This is a genomic window from Bradyrhizobium sp. 2S1 (assembly GCF_011516625.5).
Taxonomy (GTDB): domain Bacteria; phylum Pseudomonadota; class Alphaproteobacteria; order Rhizobiales; family Xanthobacteraceae; genus Bradyrhizobium; species Bradyrhizobium septentrionale.
The window spans coordinates 3,357,112-3,376,856 of record NZ_CP147717.1 but is presented as its reverse complement, the minus strand read 5'-3'; the positions used below and the strand labels follow the sequence as shown (position 1 = coordinate 3,376,856).

General features: G+C 61.7%; 17 protein-coding genes and 4 pseudogenes. 11 read left to right on the top strand and 10 right to left on the bottom strand.

The window, feature by feature from the left end; genetic code table 11:
- Positions 1-56 precede the first annotated feature (56 nt).
- The 3 genes from HAP54_RS15935 to HAP54_RS15925 form a co-directional block, all read right to left on the bottom strand.
- On the bottom strand, positions 57-1,400 hold the full coding sequence (locus HAP54_RS15935; protein WP_166297949.1) for an IS1380-like element ISBdi2 family transposase: 1,344 nt from the start codon (positions 1,398-1,400) through the stop codon (positions 57-59).
- A 156-nt stretch (positions 1,401-1,556) separates the two neighbouring features.
- Complete coding sequence (locus HAP54_RS15930) at positions 1,557-1,859, bottom strand: hypothetical protein (protein WP_166301520.1); 303 nt, start codon at positions 1,857-1,859, stop codon at positions 1,557-1,559.
- Positions 1,860-1,896: 37 nt separating this feature from the next.
- Positions 1,897-2,298: a hypothetical protein gene (locus HAP54_RS15925; RefSeq protein ID WP_224741918.1), complete on the bottom strand. Its 402-nt coding sequence runs from the start codon at positions 2,296-2,298 to the stop codon at positions 1,897-1,899.
- 1,356 nt (positions 2,299-3,654) lie between these two features.
- On the opposite strand from HAP54_RS15925, the pseudogene istA (HAP54_RS15920) reads away from it, so the two are divergent.
- From istA (HAP54_RS15920) to HAP54_RS15910, 3 genes and pseudogenes are all read left to right on the top strand, one after another.
- A pseudogene (gene istA, locus HAP54_RS15920) lies at positions 3,655-5,094 on the top strand (IS21 family transposase); the annotation flags it as partial.
- Positions 5,091-5,933: an IS21-like element helper ATPase IstB gene (istB, locus tag HAP54_RS15915; RefSeq protein ID WP_166214584.1), complete on the top strand. Its 843-nt coding sequence runs from the start codon at positions 5,091-5,093 to the stop codon at positions 5,931-5,933. The pseudogene istA (HAP54_RS15920) and the gene istB, both read left to right, overlap by 4 nt.
- 192 nt (positions 5,934-6,125) lie before the next feature.
- Positions 6,126-7,208, top strand: coding sequence for an IS110 family transposase (locus HAP54_RS15910; RefSeq protein WP_166301514.1), 1,083 nt, complete (start codon positions 6,126-6,128; stop codon positions 7,206-7,208).
- A gap of 105 nt (positions 7,209-7,313) precedes the next feature.
- On the opposite strand, the gene HAP54_RS15905 is transcribed toward HAP54_RS15910, so the two are convergent.
- A complete protein-coding gene (locus HAP54_RS15905; protein WP_166204320.1) occupies positions 7,314-8,657 on the bottom strand; it encodes an IS1380-like element ISBdi2 family transposase in 1,344 nt (447 codons plus the stop codon).
- A gap of 160 nt (positions 8,658-8,817) precedes the next feature.
- On the opposite strand from HAP54_RS15905, the gene HAP54_RS15900 reads away from it, so the two are divergent.
- Together HAP54_RS15900 and HAP54_RS15895 are read left to right on the top strand one after the other, a co-directional pair.
- Complete coding sequence (locus tag HAP54_RS15900) at positions 8,818-9,309, top strand: hypothetical protein (RefSeq protein ID WP_166301511.1); 492 nt, start codon at positions 8,818-8,820, stop codon at positions 9,307-9,309.
- 78 nt (positions 9,310-9,387) lie between these two features.
- A complete protein-coding gene (locus tag HAP54_RS15895) occupies positions 9,388-9,753 on the top strand; it encodes a DUF3768 domain-containing protein (protein ID WP_166301508.1) in 366 nt (121 codons plus the stop codon).
- Between the two features lie 78 nt (positions 9,754-9,831).
- Here the strand turns inward: HAP54_RS15895 and HAP54_RS15890 are convergent.
- From HAP54_RS15890 to HAP54_RS15880, 3 genes are all read right to left on the bottom strand, one after another.
- Positions 9,832-10,961, bottom strand: a protein-coding gene (locus HAP54_RS15890; RefSeq protein WP_166204126.1) for an IS3-like element ISRj2 family transposase whose coding sequence is annotated in 2 segments (ribosomal slippage) — positions 9,832-10,709 and positions 10,709-10,961 — 1,131 coding nt in all. Because the reading frame shifts where the segments join, the coding sequence is not laid out codon by codon here.
- Positions 10,962-11,047: 86 nt separating this feature from the next.
- Positions 11,048-11,200 (bottom strand): hypothetical protein, encoded by a 153-nt coding sequence (locus HAP54_RS15885; protein WP_166301505.1) that lies wholly within the window; start codon positions 11,198-11,200, stop codon positions 11,048-11,050.
- Between the two features lie 234 nt (positions 11,201-11,434).
- Positions 11,435-12,064: a hypothetical protein gene (locus HAP54_RS15880; protein ID WP_224742088.1), complete on the bottom strand. Its 630-nt coding sequence runs from the start codon at positions 12,062-12,064 to the stop codon at positions 11,435-11,437.
- Between HAP54_RS15880 and istA (HAP54_RS15875) the strand changes: the two genes are divergently transcribed.
- Positions 11,955-13,451: an IS21 family transposase gene (gene istA / locus HAP54_RS15875; protein WP_224742069.1), complete on the top strand. Its 1,497-nt coding sequence runs from the start codon at positions 11,955-11,957 to the stop codon at positions 13,449-13,451. The two genes, HAP54_RS15880 and istA (HAP54_RS15875), sit on opposite strands and share 110 nt — an antisense overlap.
- Here istA (HAP54_RS15875) and HAP54_RS15870 read toward each other — a convergent pair.
- Positions 13,448-13,570: a hypothetical protein gene (locus HAP54_RS15870; RefSeq protein ID WP_312022856.1), complete on the bottom strand. Its 123-nt coding sequence runs from the start codon at positions 13,568-13,570 to the stop codon at positions 13,448-13,450. The genes istA (HAP54_RS15875) and HAP54_RS15870 overlap by 4 nt on opposite strands.
- Between HAP54_RS15870 and HAP54_RS15865 the strand changes: the two are divergent.
- A pseudogene (locus tag HAP54_RS15865) lies at positions 13,514-14,102 on the top strand (ATP-binding protein); the annotation flags it as partial. The gene HAP54_RS15870 and the pseudogene HAP54_RS15865 sit on opposite strands and share 57 nt — an antisense overlap.
- A 6-nt stretch (positions 14,103-14,108) precedes the next feature.
- On the opposite strand, the gene HAP54_RS15860 reads toward HAP54_RS15865, so the two are convergent.
- On the bottom strand, positions 14,109-16,628 hold the full coding sequence (locus HAP54_RS15860; RefSeq protein ID WP_224741919.1) for a recombinase family protein: 2,520 nt from the start codon (positions 16,626-16,628) through the stop codon (positions 14,109-14,111).
- A gap of 32 nt (positions 16,629-16,660) precedes the next feature.
- Between HAP54_RS15860 and HAP54_RS15855 the strand changes: the two are divergent.
- A pseudogene (locus HAP54_RS15855) lies at positions 16,661-16,777 on the top strand (ATP-binding protein); the annotation flags it as partial.
- Between the two features lie 259 nt (positions 16,778-17,036).
- Here HAP54_RS15855 and HAP54_RS15850 read toward each other — a convergent pair.
- Positions 17,037-17,572, bottom strand: a pseudogene (locus tag HAP54_RS15850) (transposase); the annotation flags it as partial.
- Between the two features lie 170 nt (positions 17,573-17,742).
- Between HAP54_RS15850 and HAP54_RS15845 the strand changes: the two are divergent.
- The 3 genes from HAP54_RS15845 (at position 17,743) to HAP54_RS15835 (ending at position 19,730) form a co-directional block, all read left to right on the top strand.
- Entirely contained in the window at positions 17,743-18,108 is a 366-nt protein-coding gene (locus HAP54_RS15845; RefSeq protein WP_166301493.1) for a hypothetical protein, read from the top strand.
- A gap of 183 nt (positions 18,109-18,291) precedes the next feature.
- Positions 18,292-18,846 carry a hypothetical protein gene (locus HAP54_RS15840; RefSeq protein ID WP_166301490.1) on the top strand — a complete coding sequence of 185 codons (555 nt, stop codon included), beginning with the start codon at positions 18,292-18,294 and terminating at the stop codon, positions 18,844-18,846.
- A 98-nt stretch (positions 18,847-18,944) separates the two neighbouring features.
- On the top strand, positions 18,945-19,730 hold the full coding sequence (locus tag HAP54_RS15835) for a hypothetical protein (RefSeq protein ID WP_166301487.1): 786 nt from the start codon (positions 18,945-18,947) through the stop codon (positions 19,728-19,730).
- The last annotated feature ends 15 nt before the right edge of the window (positions 19,731-19,745 follow it).

Genomic DNA, 19,745 nt, shown 5'->3' with positions numbered 1-19,745 from the left:
CTTTGCAACGCGCTTGAGGTGTAGGTTGGGCGAACGGGGGGCGGACGCCCCGCCGGTCAAGGACCGAGCGGCAGCAGCGCGCCTGGCAAGCCGCGGATCAGGTCGGCTTCGGGACATGCCGCGGCAAACGCAAGGCGAATGCGGCTCGTGGTCTCGACGACACGGGCAGCGAGTTTCAAGAGACGAAGACGCAGCGTCGCGAACTCGGCTGTGGCCAATTCCCGGGCTTTGGGAATCGCGTCGCGCACGGTCAGCATCAGCCAATAAGCGGCGGTGTGGAGAACGAGGCGGACTTGATTGGCGAGCGCCGAACGGCAGCTGGTGCGATCGGAGGCGAGCTGTGTCTTATGCAGCTTGATCAGATTCTCGGCTTGGCCGCGCGCGCAATACAGGCTGTCGTAGATCCACTCGGCCGAACCGACATCGAGGCTGGTGACGACGAAACGGATGTCGAGGCCGAGCATCGTCGCCTCAATACGGGCGACGGTACGCCGTTCGCGATCCCAGGACTTTGCCTTGTGGCGCGTCTCGGTATAGCCGCGCAGAACCGGCAGGTTCTCGATGGCGCGTCGCGTGCGGATGTCGTCGGCGGCCTCGTCGACTTTTCTGGCGAGCGGCTTGGTGCCGGACAGACCGAAGATGTAGTCGATGCCGTTGGTCTCGCACCACGCCATTGCCTCCGGCCGGGCATAGTGCCCGTCGCCACGGAACGTGATTCGCGTGTTGTGCCACCGCGTCCGGATATGCCGTATCAGGCGGCGCAGGTGGGCACGCACCTCGACGCCGCCCGGCGTCTTGCCGGGCCGCAGCACGACCGCCACGGGCCGGCTCTTCTCCGTGTCGTAGACGTGGATCGGCAGGAAGCAGCGTTCGTCATAATGAGCGTTGAACAGCGAGAGCTGCTGATGGCCGTGGACGACATCGCAGGTATCATCGATGTCGAGCGTGACGGATGCCGGCTCGCGCGGGTAGCTATCCATCCATGCGTCGACCAAAGTGTAGGTCAGTCGGATCACGTCGCGCAGGCGCGGAGCATTCTCCAGCCGCGACAGCGTCGGTTGGGAACACAGATCGCGACCCGTGTCCGGCAGCCGTCCGCAGGCCAGCTTGAATGCGGGATCGGACCGCAGATGATCGAGGTCGTCGGCGTCCTCGTAGCCGCAACAGATCGCGAACATGCGCGCGCGGAACATATCGACAAGGCTGTGCACGACCCGCGTCGGATCGCGCCGATCCGGGAACACCCGGGCCAAATTGTCGGCCAAGCCGAGACGCCGCTCGGCCATCGCCAGAAGCATCACGCCCCCGTTCGAGGTCAGCCGACCGCCATCGAAGGCAGCTGTGACTTTCTTGGCGTGAACGGCTGGAAACGAGAAGGGCAGAATCGTATCATCGGTCATGGCGGGCCTGGCGTTCGCGGTTGAGGTGATGGGGTTGGCTTTGCAACCGAATCCTACGCCGCATCAGCGCTTTACACCACGCTCGCCAGCCTCTCAGGCGCACTCTGACGAATAAGACGGGTTAGTAGCCTGTCAGCATCGGGACGGCTCCGAGCGCTACGCTTTCTCCAAATGGATGCGAAGGAGGCCCTCGGTGATGCCCGGATACACGTAGTACCCCTCGATCGTGGCGGAGCCAGGCGTGCGATGCAGCGTGAGACGAGCGCTGTCGCCGGTGGTGTTGACGAGCGCGTAGTGCCCGTCTTTAGTGGCCCGCCCTCGAAAAGACTGCTCGCCGTCCTCGCGAAACGAGAAGAACACCTCCTTGTCATCAATCCGAAAGACACAGGGTAGATTGCGCTCCACGCCTCCGTCGTAATTGGCGTAGTCCATCAGTGAGTTGTCGTAGTTCTCTTTCATGGCTTTCCCTTCACGACGTAACTCTCGTTCTTTCAGGTCAGAAGCAAAAGTTCACGCCTTTCTTGACCTTCTCTTCCCACCCAGACCCTAGGACCTCCCGGGCACCCACGGCCTGTTGCGCTCCCGGCTCACCTTCGTGGAACATCACGACAGCAAGACCTTGGTCATGTGAGCCAGAGACGATGGTCGGACCGGGCTGGTATGTGGTGGTCGCCTGCATCACGCCGCGCCCGTAGGTGCCCTCGGTGTTGTAGGTGCCGGGTAGTTGCGTGACGCGCACGTTGTTCTGTGCCTCACCACTCGTGATGATGTAGCGGTCGTATCCCGCGCGGATGGTTTCGATTGCAGCGAGGCGCTGAGACGCCGCAAGCGCACCTGTGCCACCACAGACCGCCGCCGCTGAAGTTTGAACGATCATCGTGTTGGCGGAAGTCCGCACCGCCTGCCCTCGTGCGCACGCGCCCAACACAAGCGCCAACGCTAACGCCGCAATAACTCTCATCTCAATTAGCCCCCCTGTCCAACGCTTCTATCGCAGGTCGTGGCGCACCAAACAACACCTTCGCTGACGGACATGCGTGCAACGGGTCCCATGATTAACGGGTCCCCCTTTCTGCAATCCGCGCGCAGCAGATTTCAAAATCAACCAGTAAAGCGCCGTGTTGCTGCTCGGGTGCGAGCGGGCTCTGAACGTTTCCTAAGTCCAACGGTAAAATGTGCCGCAAATGGACCTTTTTCTAAGTGGCCACAACTACATGACCGTTTTCTACCCTCACTAATGGGGAAGAGGCGAGCTTCGCGCGCTCTTTCGCCCCGCCACCCCACGAGAACCTGCGTCCGCTTCAGCGCGCGCAAGTCCGATGGATTTTTTCGCGAAAACTGGAAAGGACACACGATTGATCAGTGACAACGACGCCACCTTACCGCCCGGTCCCGCGTGGCAAGCGGCTCGCAAGGCATGTCTGCGCGGCGGCGATCAGGGTGAGACGCCAGCGACAATCAAGGTGAGACTGCGCCGATGGGGACGGACCGAAGGGAGGGCTGCGCCCTCCCTTCGGTCCGTCCCCATCGGCGTCGCGCGTTTTTGGACCCGTCTGGCGGCCGGGTGCGGCTGGTGCAAGCTGTTGATTCGTCTCGACAAGAGGGAATCGATGCCTTGCCTGGCCTTGACATCACCGACCACCAGATGAGGCTGTACATGACCTACCGATTGACACTGTCCCGCGAGGCCGCCGCGGCCAAGGCGGGGTTCTCGTGAGCGTCATGCGGAGACCACGCGCTGAGGGGTGATCTGGTCGGCTAGGAAGATCTCGCGGAATGGTTTGTCGCGAGGTCACAATGTCAAAGGATAGTCGTAAGGATAGCGATAAGGATAGGCATATGCCTATCCTCGAACACGGCGCCGACACGCTGCAGCGTGTCGAGATCATCACCGGGACGGGCCGACGTCGGCGCTGGTCGAGGTGCCGAGACCACTGGTCGGGAAGTGAGAATTGCTGTTCGATCGGTGGATCGTGGCGAGCAAGTTCCTCGACCCGGGCCCGCACCCGCTGCAGCGCGGCTTCCGCTGCAAGGCGCTCACCAGCAGTTCCGGCACCCACGAACAACGCCTCGATCTTCCGAAGCTTCTCGCGCAGCTGCGACTCGCTGGTCATTCTGATCCCCGTTGCCCGCTCCGAACCGGGATCAACCCATCACCGCGCGCCGGCGGCGTCAATCATCCCGACCGCGCTATCCAGAGCATTCCGCGCAAGTCAAGCCCAGGCACCCGTGATCCTCTCGTGACGCTCACGGGTTCTCGAAGGCAAGCGCGTATCGAATCGAGGGCGATTGTCGCCCGCCCTCACAGAAGAAGACGCCGAGGGGCCGGCGCCGGGCCGATCCGCTCGGGCCCTATTGGGACGCCGAGATCGTTCCGATCCTGAAGGCTGCGCCCGGCATCCGCGTGATCGGCGTGCTGGACGAGCTGCGCCGACGGCATCACGAGTTGAACCCGAACATCCGCCGCACGCTGGAGCGGCGCATCAACGCCTGGCGGGCGCTCAACGGCCCAGAACAAGACGTGATCTTCCGCCAGCAGCACGAGCCCGGTCGCCTGGGTCTGTCCGACTTCACCGACGTGAGCGCGCTCGGTATTACCATCGCGGGTGAGCCGCTCGATCACCGGCTCTATCACTTCCGGTTGGCGTTCTCCGGCTTCGAGCATGCCCATGTCGTGCTCGGCGGCGAAAGCTTCGTCGCCCTGGCGGAGGGCTTGCAGAACGCGCTGTGGGCGCTTGGCGGCGTGCCGCGGGAGCATCGCAGCGACAGCCTGTCGGCAGCGTTCCGCAATCTGGCCGCCGACGCACGGGAGGATCTGACGCAGCGCTACGCCGGGCTGATGGGCCACTATGGCATGGCGCCAACGCGCAACAATGCGGGCATCGCACATGAGAACGGCTCGATCGAGAGCGCGCACGGCCATCTCAAGCGGGCACTGGAAGATGCGCTGTTGCTGCGAGGGACGCGCGACTTCGCCAGTCTCGATGCCTACCGTGCTTTTGTCGACGAGATTGTCGGCCGGCGCAACGCCAACGTCGCCAAACCGATCGCGCTCGAGAAGGAGGCCTTGGCGCCGCTGCCAAAAGGCCGCACGACCGACTTTGAGGAGAAAGTGATCCCGGTGACGTCGTCAGGCGGCTTCATCCTGCGGCGCGTGTTCTACACCGTGCCTTCAAGATTGATCGGCCATCGCCTGCGTGTGCGCATCTTCGACGACCGGCTCGAATGCTTCGTTGGTGTCACGCCGGTCGTGACGCTGCGGCGCGGTCGGCCTGTGTCCGAGCGCCAGGGCGGTCATGTTGTGGATTACCGGCACGTCATCCATGCCCTGCGGCGCAAGCCAATGGCGCTCCTCAATCTCGTTTATCGCGACCAACTCTTCCCGCGTGCAGCTTACAAACGTCTGTTCGAGACCTTGCGGGAGCATGGTGATGACCGGCGCGCTTGCAAGGTGACGGTCGAGCTTCTGGCGCTGGCTCACGAGCGCGCCTGCGAAGCAGAACTCGCCGAGGTGATCGCGATGGATCTGGACGCCGGACAGTTACCCGATCTTGCCGCTCTGCGCGACCGCTTCCGACCTGAGGCGGCCTCGATCCCGCGAGTCGCCGTCAAGCTGGCGCCGCTCGACGTCTACGATGAACTCGCCTGCGTCAGCGTCATGTCAGGCCGCTCGAACCTGGGAGAGGCTGCATGACTGGTATCGCTACCTCCGTCGATACTGCCCGTGTCGAGCTGCTTCTCAATGAGCTCCGCCTGCCGGGCGTCAAGGCGATCTGGCCGAAGCTCGCTGCACAGTCGGACAAGGAAGGGTGGCCTGCCGCCCGCTTCCTCGCCGCCCTTGCCGAGCACGAGGCGGCCGATCGCACCCGCCGTCGGATCGAGCGACACATGGTGGAAGCGCGTTTGCCCGCCGGCAAGACGCTCGCCACCTTCGACTTCGAAAGTGTGCCGATGCTATCAAAGGCACAGGCGATGGCGCTCGCCGCTGGCGACGCCTGGTTGAAGGCCGGCGCCAATTTGCTCTTGTTCGGTCCACCGGGCGGCGGCAAGACCCATCTCGGCACGGCGATCGGCCTGGCTCTCGTCGAGAACGGTTGGCGCGTTCTCTTCGCGCGCACCACTGATCTGGTGCAACGGCTGCAGGTCGCGCGGCGCGAGCTGGCGCTGGAGTCCGCGATCGCCAAACTCGATCGCTATGACCTCCTGATCCTCGACGACATCACATATGTGAGCAAGGATCAGGCGGAAACCAGTGTGCTGTTCGAGTTGATCGCCGCCCGCTACGAACGACGCTCGCTGCTGATCACGGCCAATCAGCCATTTGGCGAATGGGGGCGTATCTTCCCGGACCAGGCAATGACGTTGGCTGCCATCGATCGTTTGGTCCACCACGCCACGATCCTCGAGATGAACGTCGAAAGTTACCGTCGAAAAGTTGCCCTCGATCGCAAGCGCGGTCCAGGCCGGCCGCCCGTTCATACGACCCCCAACGAACTCGACAAGGCAACGATTGACGCTGGCAATCCTGCGTGATTGTCGCGCAGCGTCAATCAAGGCTTGCCAAACCCGCGGCCAGCGTCAATGATCCGCCCACTCGGCTGCCTTGTCTCATCTTGATTGACGCGCCACTCTCATCCTGATTGATGTGGTGGAACGGCCCGCTCCGACAGCATCATCGTGCTAAAACGTGGTCGTTGTTCGAACGCCACAAGGAGGGACCGTTCCATGAAGCAGGTTAGCACCATCGGGTTGGATTTGGCGAAGCACATTTTTCAAGTTCACGGCGCGGGTGCCGATGGCTCGCCGGTGTTCAACCGGAGACTACGGCGCAGCGAGGTCCTGCATTTCTTCTCGAAGCAGCCGGCCTGCCTTGTCGGAATAGAAGCCTGTGGCAGCGCTCACTATTGGGCACGCGAGATTGCAACTCTCGGCCATGAAGTGCGGCTGATCCCACCAGCTTACGTCAAGCCGTTTGTGAAGCGTGGAAAAACGGATGCGGCGGATGCCGAGGCCATCAGCGAAGCCGTGACTCGCAAGACCATGCGCTTCGTTCCGATCAAAACGGCCGAGCAACAAGCCGGAACGATGGTCCTGAAGAGTCGCGCACTTCTGGTGAAACAGCAAACGCAGACGATCAACGCCCTGCGCTCGCATCTGGCTGAGTTGGGCATCATTGCCGCCGCCGGCCGGACAAAGGTCGAGGCGTTGGTTGCAATCGTACGGGATGTAGCAGATATCCGCTTGCCTGCGGCAGCGCGCTTCGCGCTGACGGCAGTTGCCGATCAGATCGAGGCTCAGGCGGACCAGATTGACAAGCTCGAGCGAGCCATTGTTGCTGCGGCAAGGACCGACAAGGACATGCGCCGACTGACTACCATCCCCGGCATTGGAGCCATTACAGCGGCGACCATCAAGGCGCTGGTGCCAGATCCCGGCGGCTTCAAATCCGCTCGTCACTTTGCTGCCTGGCTGGGACTGACGCCGCGACAGCATTCGAGTGGGGGCAAGGAGCGGATGGGGCGAATCTCGAAGATGGGAAACCCCGAACTTCGGAGCCTCCTCGTTCTTGGGGCGACATCCGTCCTGCGAATTGCCCGGAAGGCTGATCGGGCGCCGCCATGGTTGAAGTCGCTGCTCGCCAGACGTCCGTACAAGGTGGCAGCGGTCGCACTGGCCAACAAGACAGCGCGAATTGCCTGGGCGCTCTTGAACAGGGGTGGGATTTATCGGCATCCGGAGACGCTAGCCCGTCCTATTCGTGAGAGTGCTTTTTTTAGTCCGATTGATGTGGCCGCACATCTGCTCTGACGAGGCGCGCGGGATTGCCTTCGGCTTTTCACCGCCTGACCGACCCGTACTTTGCAACGCGCTTGAGGTGTAGGTTGGGCGAACGGGGGGCGGACGCCCCGCCGGTCAAGGACCGAGAGGCAGCAGCGCGCCTGGCAAGCCGCGGATCAGGTCGGCTTCGGGACATGCCGCGGCAAACGCAAGGCGAATGCGGCTCGTGGTCTCGACGACACGGGCAGCGAGTTTCAAGAGACGAAGACGCAGCGTCGCGAACTCGGCTGTGGCCAATTCCCGGGCTTTGGGAATCGCGTCGCGCACGGTCAGCATCAGCCAATAAGCGGCGGTGTGGAGAACGAGGCGGACTTGATTGGCGAGCGCCGAACGGCAGCTGGTGCGATCGGAGGCGAGCTGTGTCTTATGCAGCTTGATCAGATTCTCGGCTTGGCCGCGCGCGCAATACAGGCTGTCGTAGATCCACTCGGCCGAGCCGACATCGAGGCTGGTGACGACGAAACGGATGTCGAGGCCGAGCATCGTCGCCTCAATACGGGCGACGGTACGCCGTTCGCGATCCCAGGACTTGGCCTTGTGGCGCGTCTCGGTATAGCCACGCAGAACCGGCAGGTTCTCGATGGCGCGTCGCGTGCGGATGTCGTCGGCGGCCTCGTCGAGTTTTCTGGCGAGCGGCTTGGTGCCGGACAGACCGAAGATGTAGTCGATGCCGTTGGTCTCGCACCACGCCATTGCCTCCGGCCGGGCATAGTGCCCGTCGCCACGGAACGTAATTCGCGTGTTGTGCCACCGCGTCCGGATATGCCGTATCAGGCGGCGCAGATGGGCACGCACCTCGACGCCGCCCGGCGTCTTGCCGGGCCGCAACACGACCGCCACGGGCCGGCTCTTCTCCGTGTCGTAGACGTGGATCGGCAGGAAGCAGCGTTCGTCATAATGAGCGTTGAACAGCGAGAGCTGCTGATGGCCGTGGACGACATCGCAGGTATCATCGATGTCGAGCGTGACGGATGCCGGCTCGCGCGGGTAGCTATCCATCCATGCGTCGACCAAAGTGTAGGTCAGTCGGATCACGTCGCGCAGGCGCGGAGCATTCTCCAGCCGCGACAGCGTCGGTTGGGAACACAGATCGCGACCCGTGTCCGGCAGCCGTCCGCAGGCCAGCTTGAATGCGGGATCGGACCGCAGATGATCGAGGTCGTCGGCGTCCTCGTAGCCGCAGCAGATCGCGAACATGCGCGCGCGGAACATATCGACAAGGCTGTGCACGACCCGCGTCGGATCGCGCCGATCCGGGAACACCCGGGCCAAATTGTCGGCCAAGCCGAGACGCCGCTCGGCCATCGCCAGAAGCATCACGCCCCCGTTCGAGGTCAGCCGACCGCCATCGAAGGCAGCTGTGACTTTCTTGGCGTGAACGGCTGGAAACGAGAAGGGCAGAATCGTATCATCGGTCATGGCGGGCCTGGCGTTCGCGGTTGAGGTGATGGGGTTGGCTTTGCAACCGAATCCTACGCCGCATCAGCGCTTTACACCACGCTCGCCAGCCTCTCAGGCGCACTCTGACGAATAAGACGGGCCTAATTCCTCCAAACCCACCGTTTCCTCGACCACCGCGGTGATCGTCTTCGGCCTCGATCCGACCGGAAAGCCGAAGGCCGGCCGATTTCCGGGGAAGGATGCCACCTTGGCCAGAAAGGCCGCTCTCGCACTGAAACTGGCTGTCTGCAAGGTCAATCGGCCAAGGCTGGTCGAGCTCGTCACCCGGATCCCGCTCGGCCGGCTCCACGCTCAGGGAAGGGCCTTCCTGCCGTTCATCAGGCCGGACCTATATCAAGAGCTGGCGGCCGCGGCGACCCCCTCTATGGCCGCCGCAGCAAAGCTTGGCCCGAACGTATCGATGGCGCCGGAAGCCAAACCGCCAAAGGACCGGACCAGCATCGCCGCGGGTGACCTGGTTCTCTGCAGCGAAGGCGTCGAAGAGGGCTATTGGGAGGCAATTGTCACCGAACGGGATGGCGACAATCTCGTCTGCCGGTTCAGAGACTACCCTCGCCTTCCGCTCTTCAAGTGCACCGTCCAAGCCGTCGCCTTGATGCACGGCGGCTAGGACTTGGCCATCGAGGTCGCTCCGCACTCCGGGCCACCGCCCCTTTCCTTCATTGAAATATCAGCAGGAGACCCAACCATGTCTAGCGACAAGGCGCGGATTCGCGCGCTCAATGATGACCTCCGACAGCACTTGCTTGGTGGTGGCGCTGTCATGACGCCTGGGATTGCAGCCCTAGGCCCTGAGGCGATTCAACGGCTCGTTCAAACCATCGCAACGTTCGATGACTTTTGTACTGAGAATGACCCTCACAGCGAACACGATTTTGGTGCCTTTGATTTCGATGGCGTCAGGGTCTTCTTCAAGATCGACTACTACGACAAGACCCTCAAGAACGGCTCACCCGATCCGGCCGATCCGAGCGTCACCGAGAGGGAGAGCTGGCGCCGGTTGTTTGGACAGCGCCCCGCGGGATTTAAGTGGATTCCTGCCGGGTTATGCTGAACGCGGGGCCTTTCGATTTTGTCGTTGCGTCGGGAGGGCGTAGCCCGACCAGAGCGACGACAAAATCGTCGGCGACGGTCATGCGGCCATCACCATAGCTTGCGTGCCGAAGTAAGCCTCGTCGGGCGTGCGCCCGTCAAGGCTCGAGTGAGGGCGTCCCTGATTGTAGAAGGCCAGATACTTGGCAATTGACGCTCGCGCCTCGGACACGCTGTCGTAGGCGCGGAGATAAACTTCTTCGTATTTGACCGTGCGCCAGAGCCGCTCGACAAACACGTTGTCGCGCCAGGCGCCCTTGCCGTCCATGCTGATGGCGATCTTCGCGTCCAGCAGCACATCGGTGAACTCGAGGCTGGTGAACTGGCTGCCCTGGTCCGTGTTGAAAATCTCGGGCCTGCCGTGCTTCGCCAACGCCTCCTGGACCGCTTCGACGCAGAAGGCCGCCTCCATTGTGATCGAGACGCGATGGGCCAGGACCCGTCGGCTGAACACATCGACGACCGCCGCGAGATAGACGAAGCCACGCCGCATCGGAATGTAGGTGATGTCCATTGCCCACGCCTGGTCGGGCCGCTCGATCTTCAATCCGCGCAACAGGTACGGGTAGATCTTGTGACCCGGTGCCGGCTTACTCGTGTTCGGGCGACGATAGACCGCCTCGATCCCCATGCGCTTCATCAGCGTCGCGATGTGGCGGCGACCGGCGTATACGCCCTCCCGCCGCAGCAACGATCGCTGCATACGCGCTCCCGCGAAGGGATAATCGAGATGCAGCTCATCGAGCCGACGCATCAAGGCAAGGTCCTCGGCCGAAACTGGCCGAGGTTCATAGTAGACCGTGCTGCGAGCCAGCTTCAGGACCTTCGCCTGGCGCACGATAGAAAGATCATGACCGCGGTCGATCATCGCTTTGCGCTCAGCAGGCCCGCCTTGGTGAGCGCGCCGGACAAAAAATCGTTTTCCAACGCCAGCTCGCCGATCTTGGCATGTAACGCCTTCAAATCGACCGGCGTCTCGGCCGACGCCTTGTCATGCCCAAACACGCCGGCGGCGCCTTCCAGGAGCTGGTTTTTCCAGATCGTGATCTGGTTCGGATGAACATCAAACAGTTGCGCCAGCTCCGCCAGCGTCTTGTCGCCTTTGACCGCAGCCAAAGCAACCTTCGCCTTGAATGCCGGAGAATGCATCCGGCGGCTCTTCTTCGTCATCTTCGCTCCTGATTCGCGGCAAGAATCCTCGCCGCTGTCAGGCAGAAAATCCACTCAAGCTACTGTCCGAATTTGCGGAGCCAGCTCTATGTACCCGCCTCGTAATCTACCTTGACTATCGATTTTCCCTCGTCATCTGTCTCAGCGCGTTCGATTGGATCGGGTCTATCTTTGGCCGTGTGCTTCATTTCATTCTCCACTCTGTTGACAACGCGGCATTCACTTGCCGCATCGTCCATTTACAAGTCTTGAAATGGCCTCCTGCCGACCGCTCCATCATTTGGCGGACGGAAGCTGCGCTTCACGCGCGCCTAAGAGCTGACAGACCCGTTGCGCAAATATTCCGGATTGCTCAACTTCCCTTATCAGTCGGTCAATTGGTCGCCGCTCGCGCCTTTACGTCATGAGAGAGAAAAACGGGCGCGGAACGCGGGGCTTGCGTCAGCGCAGCTAAGTATCTTGCGTCGATCCGCTCATTCTAAATCTTCGTTGAAGCTATCGAGTCTATCAAATTCCTTCCAGTCGGGTTCGGTCGCTTCCTTCAATCTCCCTACTACACCCCCGAGGATGTTTTCGTCCCAACGTACTAGGTTTTCCAGAACACAACTTCTGACGGTGCTGGTTGTCACCTCGCCATCGCTGCCGATCAAGTCTTCAATAATTTGGTCTTCCAGGTTACGCAGTGCGAACACTGTGTGCCAAACATACTTGAGGTCTTGACTGTCACTAAAGTGTTTGATCACCGCTTTGCTGATTCCGCTCGATGTCGCCCACCGTTCCGGAATGATCTCGCCCACCGTTCCGATTTGATGTCGCCCACCATTCCGAGATGATCTCGCCCACCATTCCGGGATGATGTCGCCCGGGGTGACGAGGCCTCTTCTGGCTCCGATACGGTCCCGCCTTTCGGCTTTGCGAAGGGGGACCTGGATGCCGACGGAGAGGCTTGCGATGCGCCATGTGCGCGAAGTGATCAGATTGAAGTCGGCTGGGATGCCGACCCGCGAGATTGCGCGGCGGTTGGGGACGGCGCCTTCGACGGTGCGGTTGACGATCCGCCGTTTTGAGGCGGCGGGGCTGAGCTGGCCGTTGTCTGACGACATCACCGACACTGATCTGGAGGCCCGGCTGTTCGCCAGCGCCGGTGCGGGTTCCGGCACGCGGCGGGGCCATCGCCGGCAGGCGGAGCCGGACTGGGCGGCGGTGCACCGCGAACTCCGGCGCAAGCATGTGACGCTGTCGATCCTGTGGGAGGAGTACATCGCAAGCGAGCCCGGCGGGTATCGCTATTCGCGTTTCTGCGAGCTCTACCGCGCCTGGGAAGGCCGGCTGTCGGTGACGATGCGCCAGTCGCATGCGGCCGGCGACAAGCTGTTCGTCGATTATGCCGGTGACGGCGTGCCGGTCGTGATCGACCGGCTCAGCGGCGAGCGGCGCGCCGCGCAGATCTTCGTCGCGGTGCTCGGCGCTTCCAGCTTCACCTACGCGCAGGCGACCTGGACGCAGGGGGTCGCCGATTGGATCAACGGCCACGTCGGCGCCTTCGAGGCGATCAACGGCGTGCCGGCGCTGCTGGTGCCGGACAACACCAAAGTCGCGGTGATCAAGGCCTGCCTCTACGATCCACAGATCAACCGCAGCTACGCCGACATGGCGGCGCATTACGGCTCGGCCATTCTGCCGGCCAGGCCGCGACGACCACGAGACAAGGCAAAGGTCGAGCAGGCGGTCCTCATGGTCGAGCGCTGGCTGCTCGGGCGGCTGCGCCACCGCACCTTCCACAGCCTCGCCGAGGTCAATGCGGCGATCGCCGAGTTGCTCACCCGGCTCAACGAGGAGCGGCCGATCCGGCGGCTCGGCGTCACCCGCCGCAAGCTATTGGAGGAGATCGACCGGCCGGCGCTCAAGGCCTTGCCGGAGAACCCTTACGTGTTCGCCGAGTGGCGGATCTGCCGGGTCAGCATCGATTATCACGTCGAGGTCGAGGCGCATTATTACAGCGTTCCGCATCGCTTCGTCCGCGCCGAGGTGGAGGTGCGCTTCACGGCTCGCACCGTCGAGATCTTCCACAAGGGTGAGCGGATCGCCGCGCATCAGCGCATGAGCGGCAACCACAAGCACACGACCGTGCCGGAGCACATGGCGTCCAGTCATCGGCGCTACGCTGGCTGGACCATCGAGCGCATCCGTAAGGACGCAGCCTCGATCGGGCCGGCCACCGCGGCGCTGTGTGACCTGATCCTCGACGAGCGCGCGCATCCAGAACAGGGCTTCCGCGCCTGTCTCGGCATCATCCGGCTCGCCCGATCCTACGGGCACGAGCGGCTCGATGCCGCCGCCATGCGGGCGATCGATATCGGCGCGCGCACCTACGGCTCGGTCAAGTCGATTCTCGCCAACAATCTCGATCGGCGTCCTTCACCCAAGCGCTCCGCGGACGACGCGCCGATCCTTCATCCCAACATCCGCGGGCCGCGCTACTACAATTAGGAGATCACGTCTTGCTCACGCATCCGACCCTCGATCAACTCTACGCGCTCGGCCTTCACGGCATGGCCAAGGCCTTCGCCGACATCGAAGCCGGCGGCGAGGCCGCAAGCCTCGGCCACGCCGAATGGCTTGCGCTGCGGCTCGAACGCGAAGCGTCATTGCGACGCGACAAGCGGCTGTCGAAGCGGCTGCAATACGCCAAGCTGCGCCAGGAGGCCTGCGTCGAAGACATCGACTACCGCACCCCACGCGGCCTCGACCGCAGCCTGCTGACGATGCTGGTCGAAGGCCGCTGGATCGATGACCACGCCAACCTGCTGATCTGCGGGGCCCTCCGGCGTCGGCAAAAGCTGGCTCGCCTCAGCGCTCGGCAACAAGGCCTGCCGCGACAATCGCTCCGTGCTCTACCAGCGCGTCCCGCGGCTGTTCACCGATCTCGCTTTGGCGCGCGGCGACGGCCGCCACTCCCGCCTGCTGCGCGCGCTTGGCCGCGTCGATCTCCTCATCTTCGACGACTGGGGCCTCGAGCCGCTTGACGCCGCGGCCCGCCACGACCTCCTGGAGATCCTCGAGGACCGCTACGGCCGCCGCTCCACCATCGTCACCAGCCAGCTCCCGGTCGATCAATGGCACGCGCTGATCGGCGAGCCGATGACTTCATGATGCCTCCTTCTTCGAATGCTTGGTGCGTCGTACCCGATTGCGCAGCTGACTGATTTGTTCGTCTGAGAGCTCGATCTGCCATGGCTGACCTTTGGCTAACTGACGACCTGCCAGCAATCCGCGCGCAAGATAATCGAAAACTGTTTGCGGGGTTAATCCAAGCTCAGCCGCTGCCCCCTGAATCGAGAAGCTGCCGTCGGGCCAGCGCCTGGGATTCTTGTCCACGCCGTTGATCTTGACGGTGGGAATGCCCCAGCGGGTGCGCAACAGCCAGACATTCTCGCCTTTGAAGGCGCAGCCTCGGGCCGCGACGAAGCCTTCTTGATTGAGTATTGCCGCGATCTCGGCATCCATTTTTTGTTCAGCATTCAGCTCGACGATCCGTTGCCGCAACCGATCAATGTCGATGTAATTGCGGTAGGTGTGAACGCGCCGTTGCACGTGATGCTCGCTGGTTGCACCGGTCTGCCAGACGATCTTGAGCCACACCTGACCTCGGGTCCGCTTCTGATCAAGAACGACTTCGCGGATCACAAATCGCAGAATGCGCTTGCGATCGGCTGCCGACGTGGTGGCCGCGTTCCAAATCCGCGGCAGGTTCTCGCCGAGCGCTTGTAGCCCTGCGCATTCCGCCGGGCCAATCAGAAGCGGCTCTTGCCCGCGCCAACGCGCATGCTCCTGCTCGACCGCCTCTGCGACACGCAGCCTCTCTTCCCAAGCCCGCTCAAGTGAGCGCGCCACAAGACGGTTCTCGGGCTCTACGGCGTCATACTGGCGCCGAGCGCGCTCGGCCTCGTAGCGGGCGCGCTCCACGCGAAGCGCCCACTGGCGCTCGAGCTGACGGCTCTCCTGCTCCAGTTGGCCCGCGGCTGCGAGTGCGATCTCAATCTGATCCGGCACCAGGGCGTCGAGGACTACCCGTTGGACCAAGGCATCAACCGCTAAGGCCCGGACTTCCTGGCACAGTGCACTGCCTTCCTGATCCCGATCCGACCGGCAGCAATAGACCGGATAGTCGGCATTCGGGCCCGTGTAGCGCATGCTCATGCGCCGTCCACAACGACCGCAGACCGCAATTCCTTGTAACAGGGCTGCCCCCTTGCGTGGCACGCCAGCGTGTCCTGCCTCAAAGTGGGCGACGTTATCTGCCAGTCGCCGCTGGTTGGCCATGAACTCCTCCCAGCTGATATAACCCGGGTGAGCAGAGCGGAGGCAAACCGCCCAGTCGGCGATCGCCACCTTGACCGTTCCCGTCAGCGATCCCGGCCGGCATCGGCTCGGATCCTTTTGCCGTCGGCCATAAACGTACGCCCCAGCATAGGCCGGATTTTGAAGGACGCTAAGGACGCGTGCACTATCTGGCGCCCGCCAGACGATCTCATGTGGAGATGGTCCAAGCAGCGGTCGAACCGGCAAGGACAGTCCGTTCCTGTCCAAGTAACGCATCACACGGCGGGCGCTTTGCAATTCCTGGAATTTGGCAAAAACGAGATGAAGACGGGCCTGCACCTCCTCATCAGGATTGAGAATAATTGTGCCGGCGCGATCATAGGCGAGCCCGGCTGGCAGGGGCAGCCGCAGTTCGCCCCGCGCCGCCTTCTGGCGTTCCCCTTGGTGAAGGCGCATCCGAAGCTGATGCAACTCCGCCTCGCTCATGATGCCGGACAAGCCCAACAGCAGGCGGTCGTGGTAGGCGCGCGGATCGTAAAGCCGCTCGCCATCCGCAATGAGCACACCGAACACCGAGCACAGTTCGAGCAACTGATGCCAGTCCCGGTTGTTGCGGGCCAAGCGCGAAGCGTCGAGGCTCACCACAAGACCGGCGTTGCCAAGGCCGATCTCGGCAATGACCTGGACGCGCTCCGGCGGCCAGCCCAGACCGATGGCGCGATCGACGAGGCGGTACTGCAGCTCCGTGCTCTCCTGATGCTGGCGCACCTGGTTCACGGATGACTGCCGTACGTAGACATAGGCCAACTTGGCTCGGTGCGCAGTCGTGAGCCGCTCGTCAGCGACGTTCAAGCTGATCAGCACGACCCAGTCCCCTTCCGGGCGTGCCGGGAACCGCTTGCATCCGCCGGAGCAGCGTGGCGAGGATTTGAGCGATCTGGGTTTGCGTCGCGGTCGACAGATTCGGCCACAGGCGCGGAATGTCGTCCGTCGGACGGCCGGGTGGATTTGCCAACGTCGGCATGGGTCGATACGCAACGCGACCTGGAAGCGGTCGCGTGGGTCATCGCGAATCACCTTCTCGTCAAGAAGGCTCAGACTCGCGCTCAAATGTTGCATCAATGGGATCAGCGTACGTGCGCTGATGCGCGGCAGATCGGCGGCGTTCGGACCAGAAGTTATTGTCTCGGCAAGATCGGTCGACGCGATGCGAACCGCCCGCGGCCGGCCGTCCGGCAGCGCGACAACGACATAGGCGGGACCGCGCCCCGACCGCTCCTTCAGCACCTCAACCCGGTGCCCAAAAAGAAAATGATGCGGGTCAGTGATCGTAACGTGAGACACGACCCGCTCGAGAATAGGGGTACTTCGACGTGTTCGGTGATCCCACCTACGCCGACGCCGTCCTCGACCGCCTGGTCCATAACGCCCACCGGATCGATCTGAACGGCGAAAGCATGCGGCGAACCCGCAAACCCGACCGAAAGGCCTGAGCCTGTGGCGCTGTGGACATGCCGCTACGCTTGGACAACGCAAGAGCGTTGCCCACATGCCCACAGGAGGAGCAACAGAAAAAACCAACCCGTCGAACCGCGATTCAAGATTGACCACGCGGCTTCGCCGATGCCAGAAACCAGACAGCCAGAACGCCTCGCGCCCCGGGCGACATCAAATCGGAATGGTGGGCGAGATCATCTCGGAATCCTGGGCGAGATCAAATCGGTACACCCGGGCGAGATCATCGGAATCCGCAAGCTTCTCTTCCCGGTAGAGCCGGAACAGCTTCTTGTGGTTGATCACATAGCCCTCCCGCTTGAGCAGAACGTGGAGGCGCCGATAGCCAAAGCGGCGGCGCTCGTGGGCGATCGCCCTCATGCGTTGGCGAAGACCGGCATCGTCCGCCCGGGTCGTCTGGTATCTCATGGTCATGCGACAGCAGCCGATGGCTTTACACGCCCGCCGTTCGCTCATCCCGAAGGCATCTCGGAGATGGGCGACAGCTTTCCGCTTGGCCGCGGGCGTCACCATTTCTTTCCCACGAGGTCCTTCAAGGCTGCGTTGTCCAGCATGGCGTCGGCCAGCAACCGTTTCAGCCGCGTGTTCTCATCCTCCAGCGTCTTCAGCCGCTTGGCCTCCGAAACCTCCAGCCCGCCGAACTTGGCCTTCCATTTGTAGATGCTGGCGTCGCTGACGCCATGCTTGCGGCACAGATCGGCGACCGACACGCCGGCCTCATGCTCCTTCAAGATCCCGATGATCTGCTCTTCCGAAAAGCGGCTGCGCTTCATGCTCTGGTCCTTGTCGTGGGCCAGAACGAACTTCAAACTGGATTAAACCCGCGGGGCAAGGTCACAGCGTTCTCCAATATTGAATGCGTAATCGCTGTCTGCATCTTCCGTGGGACACGCTTCTGGCCGAATAGACAGTGCAGCATTCTGATCAAGAATTGGTATGACAGGTGGTCGAGGTCTATCTCGTCATTATGGGACCCAAGTTTCTTGGACTTGGTGTCCCGCGTTTCATGCCCGACATTCTCAAACCACTCAGGGCTGATTCCAGTGTCCAACAATCTGACGAACTCATCCTCGGTAAAAATGGGCAACCTCATTCTTCGCTCCTTGCGATGAACCATCGGACAGAACGCCTGCCGACTAGCGACCATTTACAAGATGCGTTTTGGGGCGTTTCGCCGGGCCAGATTATTGACGAACAGATTTCCATCGCCAAGAGAGCGGCCCGCTTACGGCATGGTGCGGGACGTCGACTTAGATTCATGCTCGTAGTCGTCACCGCGCAAGAATTGCGCCATTTTTTTGTCGCTTAGAAAGATACGTGTCTCTCAAAAACGGCCGACTAATTTCGCCTTCAACATCGCCTTCGAGCACCCGACCGTTTTCCAAGTTTCGCCTCGACGTTCGCCTGGGGCACACCCTCGGCTTTGCCGCCCAAGAATTCCGGCCGATGCGCACGCTAATTTTTGCAGCAGTCGTGAACTCTGGAGCCGCCAATGAAGAAAAAGTACTCGCTCATCCGGCAAATCAAACAAAGTGAAATCGACCAAATCCGGGCGCAGCTCGACCGAGTACGAAAGGTCGCCAAAAAGGCTGCGAGGAGCAAAAAGCGGTTCGCCGACTATCGGTATCTTCGAGCCGTGTATCGTACCCTCCACACCTTGGGAGACGACAACCTGTTGCCAATTCTGGCCAGGGTCGTTCGCCAGGAATACAACATCCCGAAACGAGCTGGCACTCACGCGCTACGGACGATCATCGACGCCACCGCGACTATCGCTTCTGATCTTCGCACCCGCAGTCGATGGGCTCGCGCGCTGGAATGGGCATACGATCAAGAAGTTCGCCCGAGCGAACTCATTTGGTTTCTAAAGGCGAACAACGGGATTGCTGGCTACGCGCGCCTAGCGAACATGGGGCTTCCGCTTTACCGACGTCCTCGGGATTACGCCTTCAGTGACGATCTGCCAGAGTCGAACGGCAATGATGCCTTCGGCCAACTGAGAAATCCCTATCGCTCTAAACTACCACGCCTAAGGTTACCGGCCTAGATCCGCTCAATTAGTGCCCTTCATGGGGAACCGGTGGACCAGGGTGTTTATCCGTGGCTCAATGGATACGACTCAGACAGACCTGGAGGGGCAGAAGGATGGTGTCGAAGATCGATGTAGGTGATTTGATTGCAGTCCTGATAGGAGTTCGTCGAGAGCGCTACGCTTACGAGAAACATATCGCATTGATGACGTTTGCCACGTGGCTTCAATATCCAAACGATCAAGAGGTGTTGCAGCACGCCCAAATCGTCGCAGCCGCGGCGTGCTTCCTTGATACACATGGTGAGCCTAATCGGCTGGCCACAGTTGAAAACCTTGCTATTGCCCTGCTGGCCTCTCCCCTGAATAGACCGCTACTTGATGTTACAGACTCCTCCACCACGCTGACGAGCGCTGTAACTGAGATCGTCTCTTTCTTCCTGTGCTGTCCAGCAACGGCTAAACCGAGCCTGAACAAAGCTCTATTCTTCATTGAGGGAGGCGGTTTCGACCATCTCGACCTAAAGGATAATGAGCCGGACGCCCGGTCTCTTTCGACGCTCAAGATTGCTTGGAAAGAGCGAGCATGCACAGGCCCATTCCATTGGGCCCTGGCGATTGCGGGGTTGAGCGACCTGTATGAGATGCTACCAGACAACTGGGGCGCATTCAGGCGAGCAGAGAGAATTCTCAAGAAGCCTGAAAAGCTTGCCGAATATTTTGGAATAAGCAAGTTCGTGCAAGAGCGCTTGCTTTCAATTGTCGACGCCTCCAGCCGCAACCGCTTCAATGTGAAGTTTCCAAAGCGCATTCGTACCATCGAGTGCGAGTTTACGGAGTTCGACGAAAGCCAACTAACGATCCTGCGTAGCTACCGCGCCCCTAAGTTTATGCCGGACTAGGTCAAACTGAACTTG

Bases quoted from the DNA above. Each gene is read 5' to 3' on its own strand.
- HAP54_RS15840 (WP_166301490.1), top strand. From the start codon at position 18,292: ATGAAGAAAAAGTACTCGCTCATCCGGCAAATCAAACAAAGTGAAATC.
- istA (WP_224742069.1), top strand. From the start codon at position 11,955: ATGCCGACCCGCGAGATTGCGCGGCGGTTGGGGACGGCGCCTTCGACG.
- HAP54_RS15905 (WP_166204320.1), bottom strand. From the start codon at position 8,657: ATGACCGATGATACGATTCTGCCCTTCTCGTTTCCAGCCGTTCACGCC.
- HAP54_RS15910 (WP_166301514.1), top strand. From the start codon at position 6,126: ATGAAGCAGGTTAGCACCATCGGGTTGGATTTGGCGAAGCACATTTTT.
- HAP54_RS15935 (WP_166297949.1), bottom strand. From the start codon at position 1,400: ATGACCGATGATACGATTCTGCCCTTCTCGTTTCCAGCCGTTCACGCC.
- HAP54_RS15880 (WP_224742088.1), bottom strand. From the start codon at position 12,064: ATGTCGTCAGACAACGGCCAGCTCAGCCCCGCCGCCTCAAAACGGCGG.
- HAP54_RS15885 (WP_166301505.1), bottom strand. From the start codon at position 11,200: ATGGACGATGCGGCAAGTGAATGCCGCGTTGTCAACAGAGTGGAGAAT.
- HAP54_RS15930 (WP_166301520.1), bottom strand. From the start codon at position 1,859: ATGAAAGAGAACTACGACAACTCACTGATGGACTACGCCAATTACGAC.
- istB (WP_166214584.1), top strand. From the start codon at position 5,091: ATGACTGGTATCGCTACCTCCGTCGATACTGCCCGTGTCGAGCTGCTT.
- HAP54_RS15895 (WP_166301508.1), top strand. From the start codon at position 9,388: ATGTCTAGCGACAAGGCGCGGATTCGCGCGCTCAATGATGACCTCCGA.
- HAP54_RS15835 (WP_166301487.1), top strand. From the start codon at position 18,945: ATGGTGTCGAAGATCGATGTAGGTGATTTGATTGCAGTCCTGATAGGA.